11 protein-coding genes are annotated in these 16,145 nt (G+C 59.9%); 5 read left to right on the top strand and 6 right to left on the bottom strand.

Annotated features, from left to right (window positions below; translation table 11 throughout):
- Positions 1-28: 28 nt before the first annotated feature.
- The 5 genes from AB4N98_RS26405 to AB4N98_RS26385 form a co-directional block, all read right to left on the bottom strand.
- The gene (locus AB4N98_RS26405; protein ID WP_017528049.1) at positions 29-406 is read right to left on the bottom strand and encodes a response regulator; all 378 of its coding nucleotides are present in this window, start codon (positions 404-406) and stop codon (positions 29-31) included.
- Between the two features lie 78 nt (positions 407-484).
- Entirely contained in the window at positions 485-1,678 is a 1,194-nt protein-coding gene (locus AB4N98_RS26400) for a hybrid sensor histidine kinase/response regulator (RefSeq protein WP_017528050.1), read from the bottom strand.
- Positions 1,672-2,271, bottom strand: coding sequence for a chemotaxis protein CheB (locus AB4N98_RS26395; protein WP_017528051.1), 600 nt, complete (start codon positions 2,269-2,271; stop codon positions 1,672-1,674). Before AB4N98_RS26395 ends, AB4N98_RS26400 begins: the two co-directional genes overlap by 7 nt.
- A complete protein-coding gene (locus tag AB4N98_RS26390) occupies positions 2,268-3,125 on the bottom strand; it encodes a CheR family methyltransferase (RefSeq protein WP_460149064.1) in 858 nt (285 codons plus the stop codon). The genes AB4N98_RS26395 and AB4N98_RS26390 overlap by 4 nt, the downstream gene beginning before the upstream one ends.
- Positions 3,098-6,595: a response regulator gene (locus AB4N98_RS26385; RefSeq protein ID WP_065879064.1), complete on the bottom strand. Its 3,498-nt coding sequence runs from the start codon at positions 6,593-6,595 to the stop codon at positions 3,098-3,100. Before AB4N98_RS26385 ends, AB4N98_RS26390 begins: the two co-directional genes overlap by 28 nt.
- Positions 6,596-6,855: 260 nt before the next feature.
- Here AB4N98_RS26385 and AB4N98_RS26380 point away from each other — a divergent pair, with 260 nt between their 5' ends.
- The 5 genes from AB4N98_RS26380 to AB4N98_RS26360 all read left to right on the top strand — a co-directional run bounded on the left by AB4N98_RS26380 (position 6,856) and on the right by AB4N98_RS26360 (position 15,442).
- A complete protein-coding gene (locus tag AB4N98_RS26380) occupies positions 6,856-10,704 on the top strand; it encodes a hypothetical protein (protein ID WP_460149063.1) in 3,849 nt (1,282 codons plus the stop codon).
- Between the two features lie 251 nt (positions 10,705-10,955).
- On the top strand, positions 10,956-11,318 hold the full coding sequence (locus AB4N98_RS26375; RefSeq protein WP_065879063.1) for a response regulator: 363 nt from the start codon (positions 10,956-10,958) through the stop codon (positions 11,316-11,318).
- A 152-nt stretch (positions 11,319-11,470) separates the two neighbouring features.
- The gene (locus tag AB4N98_RS26370) at positions 11,471-12,871 is read left to right on the top strand and encodes a DUF1254 domain-containing protein (RefSeq protein WP_065879062.1); all 1,401 of its coding nucleotides are present in this window, start codon (positions 11,471-11,473) and stop codon (positions 12,869-12,871) included.
- A gap of 37 nt (positions 12,872-12,908) precedes the next feature.
- The gene (locus AB4N98_RS26365; RefSeq protein ID WP_065879061.1) at positions 12,909-14,459 is read left to right on the top strand and encodes a J domain-containing protein; all 1,551 of its coding nucleotides are present in this window, start codon (positions 12,909-12,911) and stop codon (positions 14,457-14,459) included.
- Complete coding sequence (locus tag AB4N98_RS26360; protein WP_065879060.1) at positions 14,456-15,442, top strand: DUF3829 domain-containing protein; 987 nt, start codon at positions 14,456-14,458, stop codon at positions 15,440-15,442. The genes AB4N98_RS26365 and AB4N98_RS26360 overlap by 4 nt, the downstream gene beginning before the upstream one ends.
- On the opposite strand, the gene AB4N98_RS26355 is transcribed toward AB4N98_RS26360, so the two are convergent.
- Positions 15,439-16,110, bottom strand: coding sequence for a DUF3313 domain-containing protein (locus AB4N98_RS26355; protein WP_017528059.1), 672 nt, complete (start codon positions 16,108-16,110; stop codon positions 15,439-15,441). The two genes, AB4N98_RS26360 and AB4N98_RS26355, sit on opposite strands and share 4 nt — an antisense overlap.
- Positions 16,111-16,145 lie beyond the last annotated feature (35 nt).

Here is a 16,145-nt window from a genome sequence, read left to right as displayed (position 1 = left end):
GCGCCTGGATGCTCAGGCGCCGCCAGTCTCAGGCAAGCAACCGCTGGATATGTTCTTGCAGCGTATCCAGGTCAAACGGCTTGGCCAGGATCGGCGCGTTGCGCGTGATCGGACTGTTACAGTCGAGAATTTCCTGCGGGTAACCGCTGATGAAGATGACCTTCAGTTCCGGCCGCACTTTAAGCGCCGGCTCGGCGATCTGCACGCCGGAGATACCGCCCGGCAGGCGGTAATCCGTCACCATCAGGTCCAGGTGCGGCTTGGTCGCCAGAATCTCAAAGGCTTCCTTACCGTTTACCGCCTTCAAGACCCGATACCCCAGGCCCGCCAGGTATTCACCCAGCACAAACATAATGGATTCGTCGTCTTCGACGATCAGTACGACATCTTGCGCATCTTCACTCATGGGAAGCCTTTGTCCGGTCAGTTGCTGCACGTACGACCATGGGGTCACGCAGAGGTTGCGTCAAGGTGACGATTGATTTCATGCCGACGAATCCAGGGGCAGGCACACCCGAAACAGGGCGCCCTCGCCTATCCGGCTCTCGACCTCGATGGTGCCGCCATGGGCCGCAACGATCTGCTCGGAGATAAACAGCCCCAGGCCCAGCCCCGCCGACACCTGGCTGGCGGATACGCGCTCGAACTGCTGGAAGATACGCTTCTGGTTTTCTTCGCTGATGCCGATGCCACGGTCGCGCACTTCCACCCGCGCTTCACCGTGTTCGGTGTACACCCGCACATCCACCGGGCTCTTGGCCCCATAGCGCAGCGCATTCGTGAGCAGGTTGGTGATTACTTGCTCGATACGGAACTCATCCCAGTTACCTTCGACCGGCCCTTGCGTCTGCAACTGCATCGACGAATCTGCGGCGGCCACTTGCGGCGCGAAATTTTCTACCAGGTTGCTGACCAGTTGCGCCAGGTCGAAGCGCGCCGGGCGGATCGACAGCTTGCCGGTGCGAATGCGCGACACGTCAAGCATGTCTTCGATCAGGCGGATCAGGCTTTTGATCTGGCGCTCATCGCGGTCGACCATGGCGTGCATCTTGTCCAGGGTGAATGCCGCCGCGTTATCCCGGGCCAGGTGCATCTTGCGCAATTGGGTTTCAAGGATCAGCCCGTTCAATGGCGTACGCACCTCATGGGCGACGATCGACATAAAGTCGTCGCGCATGCGCACGGCCTGTTCCAACTCGGCCTGGGTGGCCTGCAGGCGCGTGAGCAGCAACTCCTGCTCACGACGGCTGCGCTCCAGGGCTTCGACCTGTTGCTTCATGGCCTTGCTCTGGCGGTACAGGTCGACGAACACGTTGACCTTGCTCTTCACCGCATGGATATCCAGCGGCTTGTGCAAAAAGTCCACCGCGCCGCTTTCATAGCCTTTGAACGCGTAATTGAGTTCACGCCCGGCGGCGCTGACGAAGACGATCGGGATGTTCTTGGTCTTTTCGGTGCCGCGCATCAGTTCGGCCAGCTCAAAACCGTTCATGCCGGGCATCTGCACGTCGAGAATCGCCATGGCGAATTCGTGTTCCAGCAACAGGGACAAGGCCTCGTCGGCGCTCAATGCCTTGAACACCTGGCGGTCCTCGCGCTTGATCAGCGCTTCGAGGGCCAGCAGATTTTCCGGCAGATCGTCGACGATCAGCAGTTTGGCCTGGACAGTACTTAGCATGGTGAGGGTTCCAGGGAAGCCAGCAACGCGGCAATGCGGCTCAAGGTCAGAATATGGTCGGGGGTGTGCAGGGCCAGGGCGGCCTGGGGCATCACGGCAATCCGCGCTTCATTTGGGTCTTGCACGATGGTGGTGCCGCCCGCTTGCTTGACATGGGCCAGCCCGCGCGCGCCGTCCTGGTTGGCACCGGTCAGCAAAATTCCCAACAGGCCTTTGCCATAGGCATCGCCTGCCGAGGTAAACAGATAGTCGATGGCCGGCCGGGAATGATGCACGCGGTCTTCCTGGCTCAGCGACAGGCTACGGTCCTGCTCCACCGATAGGTGGTACCCAGGCCCGGCAAAATACAACCGGCCCGCTTCGATCAGCTCTTTGTCGCGAGCTTCCTGCACCGGGATGCGCAGGCGCCGCGCAAAGACTTCCGCCAGTTGGCTGCGGCGTTCATCGGGCAGGTGCAGCACGGCAATGATCGGCAGGCCGAAGCCGTCGGGCAGCTCGGCAAAAATGCTCAGCAACGCCTCGACGCCGCCGGCGGACGCGCCGACGACGATGGCTTCAATCCCGCGAATCGGGCTGGCTACAGCATCGTTCATGATTTTCGGTAGATCCGTTCCTGCTTGACCAAGGGTTCGAATTGCTTGCCGTAGGCAGAGAAATCCAGGGTTTCCTTGCTGCCCAACACCAGGAAACCACGATGGCACAGCGACTCATGGAACAACCCGAATGCGCGATCTTGCAATTTTTTATTGAAGTAAATCAATACATTGCGGCACGAAATTAATTGAGTTTCTGAAAACACGCTGTCGGTCGCCAGGCTGTGGTCGGCGAACGTCACGTTTTCGCGCAGCGTCTTGTCGAAGATCGCGTAATCGTAAGCCGCTGTGTAGTAGTCGGCAAATGAACGTTGCCCGCCCGCTTGCTGATAGTTGGCGGTGTAGGCCCGCACATTCTCCAGGGAGAAGATGCCCTGCTTGGCTTTGTCCAGGGACGCCGGGTTGATGTCGGTGGCGTAGATGATCGTGCGCTCCAGCAGCCCTTCTTCACGCAGCAGGATGGCCATCGAATAGACCTCCTCGCCCGTGCTGCAGCCGGCGATCCAGATCTTGATCGAGGGGTAGGTCTTGAGCAGCGGCACCACTTCCTGGCGGATCGCCAGGAAGTGCGAAGGGTCGCGAAACATCTCGCTCACTGGAATCGTCAAAAACTGCAGCAACTGCATGAACGCCGCCGGGTCGTGTAGCACCCGTTCCTGCAATGCCGAGATGGTCGCGCAGTCGAACTGGCGCAAGGCATGGGCCACGCGGCGCTTGACCGACGCCCCGGAATAGTCGCGAAAGTCATAGCTGTACTTGAGGTAAATCGCCTCAATCAGCAGACGCAGCTCGATGTCGCTGCTTTTTTCCAAAAACAGTGCTCCACTTAAATACGTTCCATCTTCGGTAGCCATACGCGAATGAGTGAGAACAAACGGTCCAGATCAATCGGCTTGGCCAGGTAATCGTTGGAACCGGCCGCCAGGCAACGCTCCTGATCGTCCTTCATCGCCTTGGCCGTGACCGCAATAATCGGCAGTTTTTTCCAACGCGGGTCCTGGCGGATCAAGGCGGTAGCCTCGTAACCGTCCATTTCCGGCATCATCACGTCCATCAACACCAAGTCGATGTCTTCGACTTCATTGAGCTTGTCGATGGCTTCGCGGCCATTACGGCCGATCACGACCACGGCGCCTTTGTGCTCCAGGGCGCTGGTCAGGGCGAAGATATTGCGCACATCGTCGTCCACCAGCAGGATCTTGCGCCCTTCAAAGACTTTGTCGCGGCTGCGGGCGGTCTTGAGCATCTTCTGGCGTTCATGGGACAGCTGGGATTCGACTTTGTGCAGAAAGAGTGTGACCTCATCCAGCAGGCGCTCCGGCGAGCGTGCGCCCTTGATGATGATCGAGCGCGAATATTTGCGCAGCTCGGCCTCTTCGTCGCGGGTCAGGTTGCGCCCGGTGTAGACGATGACCGGCGGGAATGAGCAGATGTCCTCGGTGGCCATGCGCTTGAGCAGCTCATTGCCGAGCATGTCCGGCAGTTTGAGGTCGATGATCATGCAGTCGTAAACGTTGCCGCGCAGCAGGTCGAGGGCTTCCTGGGCAAAGCCGACGGCGGTGATCTCGATATCATCGTCGCCGATCAGGCGGGCAATGCTGTCACGTTGCAGGTCATCGTCTTCAACCAGCAGCACGCGCTTGACCTTCTGGGTCAGCTTGGCTTCCAGGCGCGCGAACACGTCCTTGAGTTCTTCGCGGGTGGTGGGTTTCACCGCATAACCGATGGCGCCCATGTGCATGGCGGCTTCGACGCGGTCCTCCACGGAAATCACGTGCACCGGGATATGACGGGTCTCGGCGTGTTCCTTCAGACGTTGCAGCACGGTCAAGCCGGAATGGTCCGGCAGGCGCATGTCCAGCAGGATCGCGTCGGGGATGTATTCCTCGGCCAGGCTGTAGCCCTCGTCCGCACCGTGCGCCACCAGGCAGTGGTAGCCCAGCTCATGGGCCAGGTCGAACAGGATGCGCGCAAAGTTGGGTTCGTCTTCCACCACCAGGATGCAGCGGCTGGTGAACGGGGCCTTGTCGCGGTCGTCGGCAAAGCGTGGGATCAGGTCCGCATCGGCCACCGGTAATGGCGACACCTTGACCGGGGCCGGTGCAGGCGCCACCACGACCTGGCGCGGCTGCTCGATTGGCGGCGCGTCGGCCTCGCGTTCTACGTACTGCTCCGGCAATACCAGGGTAAACACGCTGCCCTTGCCGGGTTCGCTGGTCACGCTGATGTAACCGCCGAGCAAGGTGGCCAGGTCGCGGGAAATCGACAAGCCCAGGCCGGTGCCGCCATAGCGGCGGTTGGTGGTGCCGTCGGCCTGGCGGAAGGCTTCGAAGATGCTCTCCTGCTGGTCCGGCGCAATGCCGATGCCCGAATCGCGCACGGTAAAGGCAATGCCCTGCCCCGGCGCGCGCGACACCGACAGGCTGACCTCGCCCTGTTCGGTGAACTTGATCGCGTTGGACAGCAGGTTCTTGAGGATCTGCTCCAGACGCTGGCGATCGGTGAACAGCATGCCGGGCGCATCAGCCTGCACGTCAACCTCAAAGCCCAGTTTGCGATCCGCCGCCAGAGGTTCGAACATCCCGCGCAAGCCCTCGATCAGCCGCGTCACGCTGGAGTTTTCCGGGCGCACTTCGAGCTTGCCGGCCTCCACCTTGGAAATATCCAGGATGTCGTTGATCAGGTTGAGCAGGTCATTGCCGGCCGAATAGATCGACTCGGCGAACTTGACCTGTTCGGCGCTGAGGTTCTCCTGGGGGTTCTCGGCGAGCAACTTGGCCAGGATCAGCGAGCTGTTGAGCGGCGTGCGCAGCTCGTGGGACATGTTGGCGAGGAACTCGGACTTGTACTTGCTCGAGCGCTGCAGTTCTTCGGCACGGTCTTGCAATTCGAGCTGGGCCTGGTTGAGTTCACCGTTCTTGCGGTCCATGGCGTCGCGCTGCTCGGCCAGGGTCTGGGTCTGCTCGGCCAATTGCTCGTTGGTTTGCTCAAGCTCGGCCTGCTGGGTTTCCAGGTGGGCCTGGGACTCCTTGAGGATGCGCGACTGCTCCTCCAGCTCTTCGTTGGCGGTCTTGAGTTCTTCCTGCTGCACTTGCAACTCTTCGTTGAGCTGCTGGGTCTCGGCCAGCACTTCCTGCAGGCGCTGACGATAGCGTGCGGCTTCAATGGAGGTGCCGATATTGCCGGCGATCAGCTCCAGCAGTTCAACATCACGCTCATCCAGCGGCCGCAGGAAACCCAGCTCGATCACGCCATTGACCCGATCGTCATCGCTGGTGGGCACCACCAGCACGCTGCGGGTCGCGCCTTCGCCCAGGCCCGAGCTGACCTTGAAATAATCCACCGGCACGTCGTCCAGGCGAATCAGGCGATCCAACTGCGCGGCTTGCCCGACAATGCCTTCGTCGCTGTAGATCGACTGTTCGAGCTGTTCCTGCTCGCGGGAGAAACCATAGGTGGCCACCCGCTTGAGGCCGCCGTGTTCTTCGCGCACATACAGCGCCGCGACCGCCGACCCCATGTACTGAGCGAAGAACTGCAGGATATTGCGCCCAAGCATGTTCAGGCTGAGCTGGCCCAGCACCTGCTCGGCCAGTTCGGTCTGGCCGTTGCGCAGCCAGGCCTGGCGTTCCAGGCGCCGTGCGATCTTCTGTTGTGAAGCGATGTTTGCGCTGTAACTCTCGGATAATTCGAGCAAGTTCCGTCGGCCGGCATACGCCAGAAAACCACTCAAGCCGAGCACGAATACCAGATACAAGGTCACGCTGATCACGGTGGTACGGGTGACTTCGGTATTGCGGGCGATACGAAACTGCTGCTCCATCGCCACGGCATCGTCGTATTCCTTGCGGATCTCATCGGTCAGGCGCTTGCCGCGCCCCGCCTTCACGGCGCCGCGAAAGTCGCCGCTCTGGCGCTGCATATCAATCATCGACTGGGCGTATTTGTTCCACTCCAGCTGCAAGGCTTCCAGGCGCTTGAGGCGATCAACCTGCTGCGGGTTGTCCGCCACCAGCTCCTGCAGGTTGCGCAGGTCGGCGAGGATCCGCGGCTTGGCCACTTCGTACGGGTCGAGAAAATGTTCGTCGCCGGTAATCAAGTACCCGCGCATGCCGGTTTCCAGGTCGACCGTCAGCTTTGAGGTTTCATTGAGATTGTTGATCACCCGGTCGGTGTGCTCCACCCACTGGACCACCGACAGCAAATACGTGATCAGCACCACGAAAAACACCGCGCTGAGCACGCCCACGCCCAGGGGCAAGGCCACGTTTCGGCTCAGGAGGGTACGAAAGCTCTTTTCATCGACGGTCGACGCGGGAGTCATGGGCATGCCTTGGCCAGGTGCGGAAAAACCGGGAGTTTGCCCCAGATTGGGGTTGGAGGGCTACGTTTGTGATGCTTTTCGCGGAGCATGCCTACACATATCAGACACGCATGCGGGCTGTGGCATCGGGACTTGCACACGAATTCTGACAACCGTAACGGAATGTACGCAGGACGACTGCACACACACAGGGAGTGGCCGAGGGTTCAGGGAAGCACTTTTCGGCGCGGTACCTTCCCAAATTACGACAGGTAAATGTAATGACTTCGATCACTAGCCTCCCGGCCCCCGCCATCGTCAATCTTCCCCGTGCGGAAACGCCCCACGCCTCCGCGAGCGCAATTGAACCCGCCATCGCTCCAGGGCCAGCGGCTCCGGCCGGCGTTTCCGGACTTCAAGCCGCATTAGCCAACCAACGCAACTGGGAGGTGTTGGCGGCCAAATTGAGCGCCGTGCATCAGGACCTCACCGCACGCGTCCCTGCCGACAACTCACTGACGAGCGCCGAGGTGACGAGCCGACTGGCCCCCGAGAGCCAAGTCAGCCTTGAGTCGTTCTTACTGCAAAATGGCTTGAAGGTACCGACCTCATTGGACGCGCTGGGTGAGCTGGTCAAAACCCTGAACCAGAAGGCCGCGTTGCACCCGCTGGGCAATCTGGGGGGTGGGCTTTCCTGGCCGGTGCCCATGACAACAGAGGGCCGGCAGAGCATCGCCGACTTCCTGCAGTCCAATAACACTTCATTGGCAGGCTTACCATTGGCGGATGCGAGTAAAGGCGCATTGGCTTATTTGCTGAGCGGCAGCCCAACAACCGCGGCCGACCTTCAGGCGCCACGTACAGCGCTTCAACAATTGCTGGACACGCCCAAGGCCCAGGCGCTGGGCCAAGCCCTGCAGACGCACTTGAAGGGCGCTTCATCAGGTACCAGCATTTATGACTATCTATTAACGGCCATTCAGGTGGGGCTTGATCCGGAGTCGCTCACTGGCCCGGTCCGTAATGCTGTGGCTGGTTTTCAGTTGGACGCACAGGCGCAATGGGGGCAACACGCTTCTGTCATTGTGGACCGGCTGAGTCAACACTTGATCGACAGTGGCCGGGCGACCACTCAAACCGCCAAATTCGCCGCTCATCTCCTGCTTTCACGCACCGCACCGCAGTATCTGGTCAAAGACCTTCCCGCCAGCGTGACGTATGGCAGCATTGCCTGGTCTCAACTAACGATTGAAGTGGCCAAGCTGGAGGCGCAGGCACCGGGCAGCGTACAAAACATGTCCTATGCCCAGGTATTGCTCGCAGCTGAAGGCATGGCGCTCGCTGATGATCGGGTTCAGCGTGAAGTCTTGAGGGATTGGGCCGTCGTCAACGGTGTGTTGGAGAGCGCCGAACAAGTGCCGGGCGATGCGCAAATCGAACGCATCAGAATCCACTACAACAGTAAGTTAGAGGCGCTGACCCACGTCTCCACCCAGCTCCAGACGCCCTTTCCCAGCCGCAAGGCAATTGCCCTGTACTGCCTGAAGCAGGAATTCCCCGACCACGACCCCCAGATATTTGAGCAAAAGGTGCTGCAAAAGCGCTTTGGGAACACGCGTCGGGGCGATCCGACCTTGCGTTCGATGCTCGACATCGCGATGGAGGGTGACAAACTCCAGTCCGGCTTCCGTTGGGAAAGCAGTCGCAGTCTCGTGCCGATGACGGCATTCAATGCGTACTGCAGGTCTGAGCGTTTCCACGTCGTTGATGTGTTTAATACCCAGTACAAAGAAGCGCTGGAATCTCAAAGCGAAGGCCATGCGGGGATGGTCAAATACCTGCTTTCCAAGCTACCGCTGGAGGATCGAAAAAACCTTGAGTTTGGCAAGATAGAGTTCCTGCACACCAATGATTACAAGGTAGCGATGGATATACTTTCGCCGCTCACCTTGGAAAAACGCGGGCATACACTGCACGTAAAAACCACGCGAAACGGCGAAGTCAATATTTATGAGATTGACACCCATAAGGCGAGCATCGAAAAACAGAACTACCTAAGCAATAAGTTCAGCGAGCCCTACAGCCGCGAAAAGTTGGATACGCGCACGGCGAACATTATTTCCCGAACCGAGCTCTTTGATCCCTACAACGGCGAGCGTGCCAATCAAACCGGAGGATGGGTAGGTGCTGATCACACCGCAGAGTGGACCGGTGCTGATTACACGCCGTATAGCTACGGTGGCTCTCGAACAAAGTTGATTGCTGACGCCTTCGTCAAATCCCTGGATCTCGGCAATGAAGACTTATTGAATTACGCCAAGGGCGTCACCTCTTACGATAAGGCTCGACAGGTGAATGCGGCAATAGGTGAGTTTTTTCTGAACCTCATCCCTTTTCGATCCGCCATCGTCAACTTCAAAAACGGCCAGGTAGGCGACGGCTTGTTTGATCTGGGGGTGGACATCATCGGCTTGGTAACGTTGGGCGCAGGCAAGGCGGCTCAGGCCTCAAAAGCTCTGGCCAAGGGCGCTCAAAGTATCAGCGCCGCAGGCAAGGCGGCCAAAGTTGCCAAATTCATTGGCGTTACCGCGCTTGAGGCGCTCAACCCGGTCGGCGGGGCGGGCGATGCATTGATGGGCGCGACAAAGCTGGCGGGCAAAGGGCTTGCCAAAACCGGCGAATGGCTTAACAAGTTCAAGGGCGCGAGCGGTAGTTATGACTTGTTGAAAGCGGCCAGTAAAACGTATGACGTCGCCGCGCTGGGCACCTTCAAAATAGCCGAGCAGACCGTCGGCGGCAGCGCTGTATTCAGGGAGGGAAAATGGTATGGCTATGACGCCATCAACCATCGCCCGTATGGCCCGGCGCTCAAAGACTTTACGCCGAAAGTGGCTGCGCTCGAAGGCGAAATAAAAGCGTTTGCCGACAGCTGGTTTGGCAAGATGATCGCTTCGGTATTGGCGCCACCTGCGAATAACCCTAACTATCGCCGTGACTTCATGGCCGCTGTGGCCAACGCCAAAACCGAGGACAAGGCAGCCTACATACTGGGCCAGAACAACGTTAAACCAGACGCTATCTATGGCTATTCCACAGCACTGAGTATTGAGGATTTGAAACGTCTTGCCGTTGCCGAACGCCGTACGCCAGCAGAGCTTGGTAGCCTGGTAAAACGCATAGATGAACTTGAAGCGCTGCCCGAGCGTTTTAAATCCGCACGTGAAGCTGCGCAAATCGTCGACGCAGACATGTTTAAGAAAGGCTACGACTCGGGGAACCCAGAACGCATCCGCGAGTTTTCAGACACACTGACTAACTACCAGCTCGCAGAACTTGCCATTGCCCCCGGGCGTACATCAGAAGAGTTTGGACAGCTGGTCAAGTATTTGGAAAATCGACGAATCAAAGTCAGCCAGGAGAACTTCAAGGAATTCGCCGCTGAAATCACTGCCGCCGGTGGCAAGGCAACGCCGATTCCCCAAGGGTATTACCTCAGTCAAGTCTCCCCGCTCTCGGGCGGCGAGTGCGCGGCGCTTTCCAATGTCATGGCCGCCGCCGTGAAGCATCGCAAGCAGGATACGTTTATCAAGAACCTGTATGTCGCGATGGTGCCTACGCTTAGCCCCGGCGACATTGCCCAATTGCGCAAAACCGACCCCGTCAACGCCGGAATCCAAGAGCTCAAGGCATCGAAAGTTGCCAAGTTCAACGACCAGATAAGTCAGCTGCAGGAAATACTGGGCGGTCAATTCCATCATGGTATGCAGGCGAGGCAGGTTCCTTACACGCAGATCATTTCAGAGCTGGCCGGTGCCCGCACTTCAAAAACCCTTTTAATCAATGGCCCCGATCACGGCTTCACCGCCGGCGTGGTTATTTCCAATGGCAAGAAGGAATGGTTTTATTTCGACCCTAACTATGGGAAGGCGACCTTTTCCACGGAGGCGCAAATGAGCGCCGCGCTGGAAAGCACATTAAAATCCGGCAGGACTAAATACCTGTTGGCACATTTCGGCCAGAACCCCCAGGTGCCTGAGTACAAGATTTCGGTATTCGAGGAACCCGCGTTGAATAGCGTGACCGCCACCGTGCCAGGTAGCGTGCAGGACTTGTTTTTGACTGATCTGTAAGCCATGCCCCAGGCCCAAAAGTGCAGGTGCGACGGTCGATTTGCCAGGCGACCGTCAACCTGACGCTTTTGCGCCTGCATGCGGGCAAGTCCTTTCCCGGCGGGCATTTCACCTCGTCACAAGACATCAAGGCCTATTGCCTGCACAATAGCCTTCTTTTGTCGGGAACTTGCCGGGGCGCAGACAACTCAGTAGAGGATGGTCTTCGGACTGAGCAAGCCCCCGCCCTCCCATCTTCAGGACGCCTCTTTATGCCCTCCACCTCCACCATCCTTGTCGTCGAAGACGACGACATCGTGCGCATGTTGATCGTCGATGTATTGGAGGAGTTGGCGTTCCGTGTGCTGGAAGCCGCCGACGCTGGACGTGCGTTGGAACACGTGCAAAACCATGACCAGAACATCCACCTGATGATGACGGACGTCGGCCTGCCGGACATGGACGGCAAGCAGTTGGCCCACAAGGTGCGTGAATTGCACCCCGCCCTGCCGATCCTGTTTGCCAGCGGCTATGCCGAAAACATCGATGTGCCCGCAGGCATGCACGTGATAGGCAAACCGTTTTCCATCGACCAGTTGCGCGACAAGGTCAGGTCTATCCTCGGCACTGAATGATGTCGGCTTGCCAGTGCCGCCTTCCGGGGCGGCATTTTTGTGTCCGGCCCGCACAGATTTACGTGACCTGCGGCGAATAAAAACGGAAACTCAGCGCGCTCGTGCGCCATTCAACACATTTCTTCAAAAGCACTCACGAAGGATGCAACAACATGATTGCAAAACCCACGCGCCTGCTGCTGGCGAGCCTCTCTTTATTGCTGAGCGGCGGTGCCTTGGCCGACTTCACGGCAACCCCGAGCGAAGCGCGGGCCATTGCAAAGGAAGCCTACCTTTACGGCTTCCCCGTGGTGCAGATGTACAAGACGCTCTACGCCCAGGCTGTCGACAAGGGCGGCGTTGAATTCAAGGCGCCGTTCAACCGTATCGGTACCACCGCACCGGTGACCAGCCCCAAAGACACCGCCTTGACGACCCCGAATGCCGACATGGCGTATTCCTTCGTGTGGATGGACCTGCGCAGCGAGCCTTTGGTGCTGACGCTGCCGAAAATCGAGGACGACCGTTACTACGCCGTGCAACTGGTTGACCTGTACACGCAAAACATCGCCTACCTGGGCACGCGCAGCACCGGCAACAACGGTGGTCATTACATGATCGCCGGTCCCGACTGGAAGGGGCAGCAACCCGTGGACGTGGACCGCGTGGTCTACAGCGAAAGCAACGTCGCCTATGCGCTGTATCGCACCCAGTTGTTTGATGACAAAGACCTGAACAAGGTCAAGCAGATCCAGAATGGCTACAAGGTGCAGTCACTGAGCAGCTACGTGAAGCAGGCCGCACCGGCCAAGGCGCCGAAACTCGCCTGGCCCAAGCCCATGGCGACCATGACCGAAGGCCCACAGCTGTTTCGTTACCTGAACTTCATGTTGGCCTTCGCCGCCCCCCAGGACAGTGAAAAAGAGCTGCTGGCGCGTTTTGCCAAGATCGGTGTGGCGCCTGGCGCGCCGTTCAAGGCCAACCAATTGACCGCTGAACAGCGCAAGGCGCTGGAGGACGGCATTTCCGATGCTCGCGCCGAATTCGCGGCCTTCAAAAAAGACAAGATCGACACTCATCAGGTCGCCCGCAGCGACCTGTACGGCAGCCGTGACCGTCTGCAAAACAATTACCTGTACCGCTACGCCGGTGCCGACCTGGGGATTTTCGGCAACTCCGCCGACGAAGCCGTGTCATTCACCTACCGTGACGACAGCGAAGGCAAACCGGCCAACGGCGCGCGTCATAGCTATACCGTGCATTTCAGCAAGGACCAACTGCCGCCGGCCGATGCGTTCTGGTCACTGACCCTGTACGACGCCAAGACCCACCAACTGGTGCCGAACCATAAAAAGCGTTACCTGATCAACTCGCGCATGCTGCCGGGCCTGAAGCTGGACGCCGACGGTGGCCTGACCCTGGCATTGCAGCATCACGAGCCACCCAAGGCGGAACAGGCCAACTGGCTGCCCGCCCCGCCGGCGCCGTTCTATGCGGTACTGCGCGTGTACCTGCCCAAGCCCGAAGCCAGCAATGGCCAGTGGAAATTGCCACCGTTGACGCCACTCAAATAACCGCACGCCGGGCCGTTGTCAGGGAGCTGCATCGCAAATGAATTGCTGGAACATCCTCGGCCTGGCGCCGGATGCCGATAGCCGCACGATCAAGCGCCACTACGCGGCCTTGTTGAAAAAGACGCGTCCGGACGACGACCCACAGGGCTTCCAGCGCCTGCGCGAAGCCTATGAAGCCGCGTTGGCCTGGCGTGAGAACGAGCAGGAGCCCGAGGCCGAGGTGCTTGTCGAAGCCCTCGGCGAAACCCTTGCCCAGCGCTATGAAGCGGCAATGGCCGATGGCACGGCGTTGTTCCTTGAGATCCATCTGTTGCAGCGCTGCATCGAAGGCGAGCTGAATGCCGAGGACACGCGGTGGGCCTTCGAAACCTTCAACTGGCTGACTGCCTGGCAACGGCTCGAATTGCCCAGCGCATTGATCGACACCCTGGAGCGACAGCAGCGCGACCAATTGCAGCGCCCGCTGTATGAGGCGCTTGGGCAGCACGACGACGCCGCGTTCCTGGCGGCCTACGCCGCACGTCATGAGCATGCCTGGGTGAACAATCATCCCCATGCCGAGTGGTTCAATGAATGGTTGGCCAGGCTGCTTGCCCATCATCATTACTGGTCAAGCACGCTGTTCAACGCCGTGTGTGCCGGGCAGCGCTGGCACGGTGGCGCAGATCATGCCTGCCCGGCCGACGAGTGGGCGCTCTTGTTGAAACGCCAGCAAGGGCCGGCCTTTCTCGCACGCCAACGCGCATTGGCCGCCGAACCGCCCTACAGCCCGGAACAGCGCGCCGCGCGTTTACTGCTCGCGCCGATGAGCCTGGGCCAGCGCCGCGCCTTCGCGCAACGCCTGGACGAGCACGACTGGAAGGCCTGCCAGCAGCTCAGCGCCGATCTTTACGCCGACCACATCAGCGTTGCCGAAGCGATGCCCGGCGGCACCGTGTATTTCTGGCAAGGCTGGGATTCGGCCCTGGACACCTGGCCGTGGATCGTCGCGCTGGTGCTCAGTTGCCTGGTGGGCATGCTGGTACAGGTTGAAAGCCTGGCCGGGAAGATCATCCCGACCCTGGGCCAGGGCATTGTGTGGGCGATAGGCGCCGTGGTCTGCGCGGGCGTAGCCTGGCAGGGCTGGCGACCATGGGCTCACCACTATCGCGTGCTGGATGAACGGCTCAGCCAGCGATTGCCGTGCTGGATCAGCGCCAGCCACTTGCCGTTGCTGCCGATACGCGATCTGCTGCCGGGGCTCGTTGTGGCGGGAGCACTGGGGTATGTGTTCAACCCGCTGGCCAGCTTGACCCTGGTCGTGGTGCTGGCACTGGTCGGCTTGATCAGGCGCCCCTTCACCAACCACCACACCCCCTGGTCCGCCCGCCACCCGCGCTGGGCCGTGCTGGGCGGCGCGTTGGGTCTCGTCGGCGCAGTTGTGCTGTACGCCGGTTTGAAGGTGCTCGATAACAGCCATCTGATCACCCGTAACCAGGGCCTGCAACAGTGGACCGAGCGCCTGTGCAGCCGCATGCCGCGCAGCGCGACCGAATGCCAGGCACCCGCCACGCACACGCAGTGGTACGGCCAGGAGGCCAAGCGATGAATCCGAAATGGCTGGTGCCCATAAGCCTGGTGTTGGGCCTGGGGCTGCTCGGTGTCGCCGGCGCGACCAAACCCTTGCAATACGCGCAATTGTGGCTGGACCAGCGTGACAGCCCGTCCACGGCAACAGCCAGTGCGCTGGCCCCCCTCATTGACTGCGTGAACCGTATTGATCGGGACACCCGTTTGGCGTACTACCGCCTGCATGCCGCGTCGCCACAAGCGCCCGAGCACGACAACTTCGGCGACAGAAACGAGCCCGAACCGCGGATTATCCAAGCATCGGTGTGCTCGTCCTTGTACACCCTGAAACTGGAGCGCCAGCAACCCGGCAGCCCATTGATCGGCCTGGCCAGTGTGTACGCCTACCGGCTGCAGAAACTCACCTCGCTGACGGACAAAATCACGGCAATGCCGCCGCCCGATGGCGTGCCTCAAGGTGTTCAGCAAATGGTCGCTGAGGCCATGAACAAACCACTGCTCGCCCAACTGGTCGACGTCGGCGAAGACTACCTGGCGGTCTCAACCGGCCTGCGCAACCAACTGGAACGTGAAGACCTGAGCGTACGCCCCGCGCAGTTGGCGCGTATCGAAGCCCGTATGGGCCGCGACCTTCACTGGCACGTACTCAATTACATGATCGCCGCGCGCCATGCCGTTGACCGGATTGAACGTGACATGCGCGATGCCAGCCTGACACCGCAGACCGTCGCCGACCTGGCCGCGGCCGTGCAGGCGGCGGCGGATAACGGCAACGCGTACAAACGCCTGCACCCCGGCAACCCTCGGGATGAAGAGGCCAGTAACCTCTGGTATACGATCAGCCCGGCGGCAGAGGCATACCTTGCGGCGTTGACCACCCTTCGCCAAGACTGGCTCGCACACGCCGCGCCACCGCAACTGAGTGAGGACTACTACCTCGTCACGCGTCGCTACGACGCCCTCCTGAGCTACTACAACCGCCTTGCGCGCAATGCGTTCTAGTGTTTTTTGAGCTTCACATAGGACTGATGCAGATCTGACGCCCAACCATCGATCACCTCTTTCACGTCATCGGCCTTCATCACCTGCGAGTCATTTGACAGCGGCTTGCCGGTGCCTTTGCGCACCACCTGGGCGAGGACCTTGCCGTTGGCGCCATCCAGAAACTGCGCCTCGGTGCCCAAGGTGGTCTCCTGGTCGCGAATACCCGCGCCGGTACTCACCGCTGCCGCCACCAACGCTACCGGGATGAATTCATAGGGCTTGAGGCCTTCGGTCTTACTGCTGACGGCAGTGATTGCGGCACGGACCACAATCACGCCAGGGCCCGGGCCGTTCGCCAAGGGCAATGACTTGGCCAGCTCACGCTTGAGCGCCTGGTTGAAATAGCTGTTGATGCCGCTGAGGGTGCTCTGCGGGATTTTTGCGCTGGCCTGTGGCGTGGGATAGAACTGAGTGGGCTCGATGTACACCGCCGTGTAGCGGCTCAAGTCCAGCGTGGGATCGACCCAGCGCATCACTTCAGCGCCCGAGGGTGACGTGGCTTTCTTCAGTTGGCTGTAGTTGGAGAGGAACCCTGAATACTCGTCCGGTTGCGTGACCTTGCTGGCGCAGCCCGCCATGCCGATCGAGGCGACGCACAGCGCGCTGATCATTAGCCTTAGCTTCATCATTGAACTCCCTGGCGATCATCATCGTAAGAATG

This window comes from Pseudomonas sp. S3_E10 (assembly GCF_054667615.1).
Note: the sequence above shows the minus strand (reverse complement) of the source record. Positions and strands in the feature narration are given on the sequence as shown.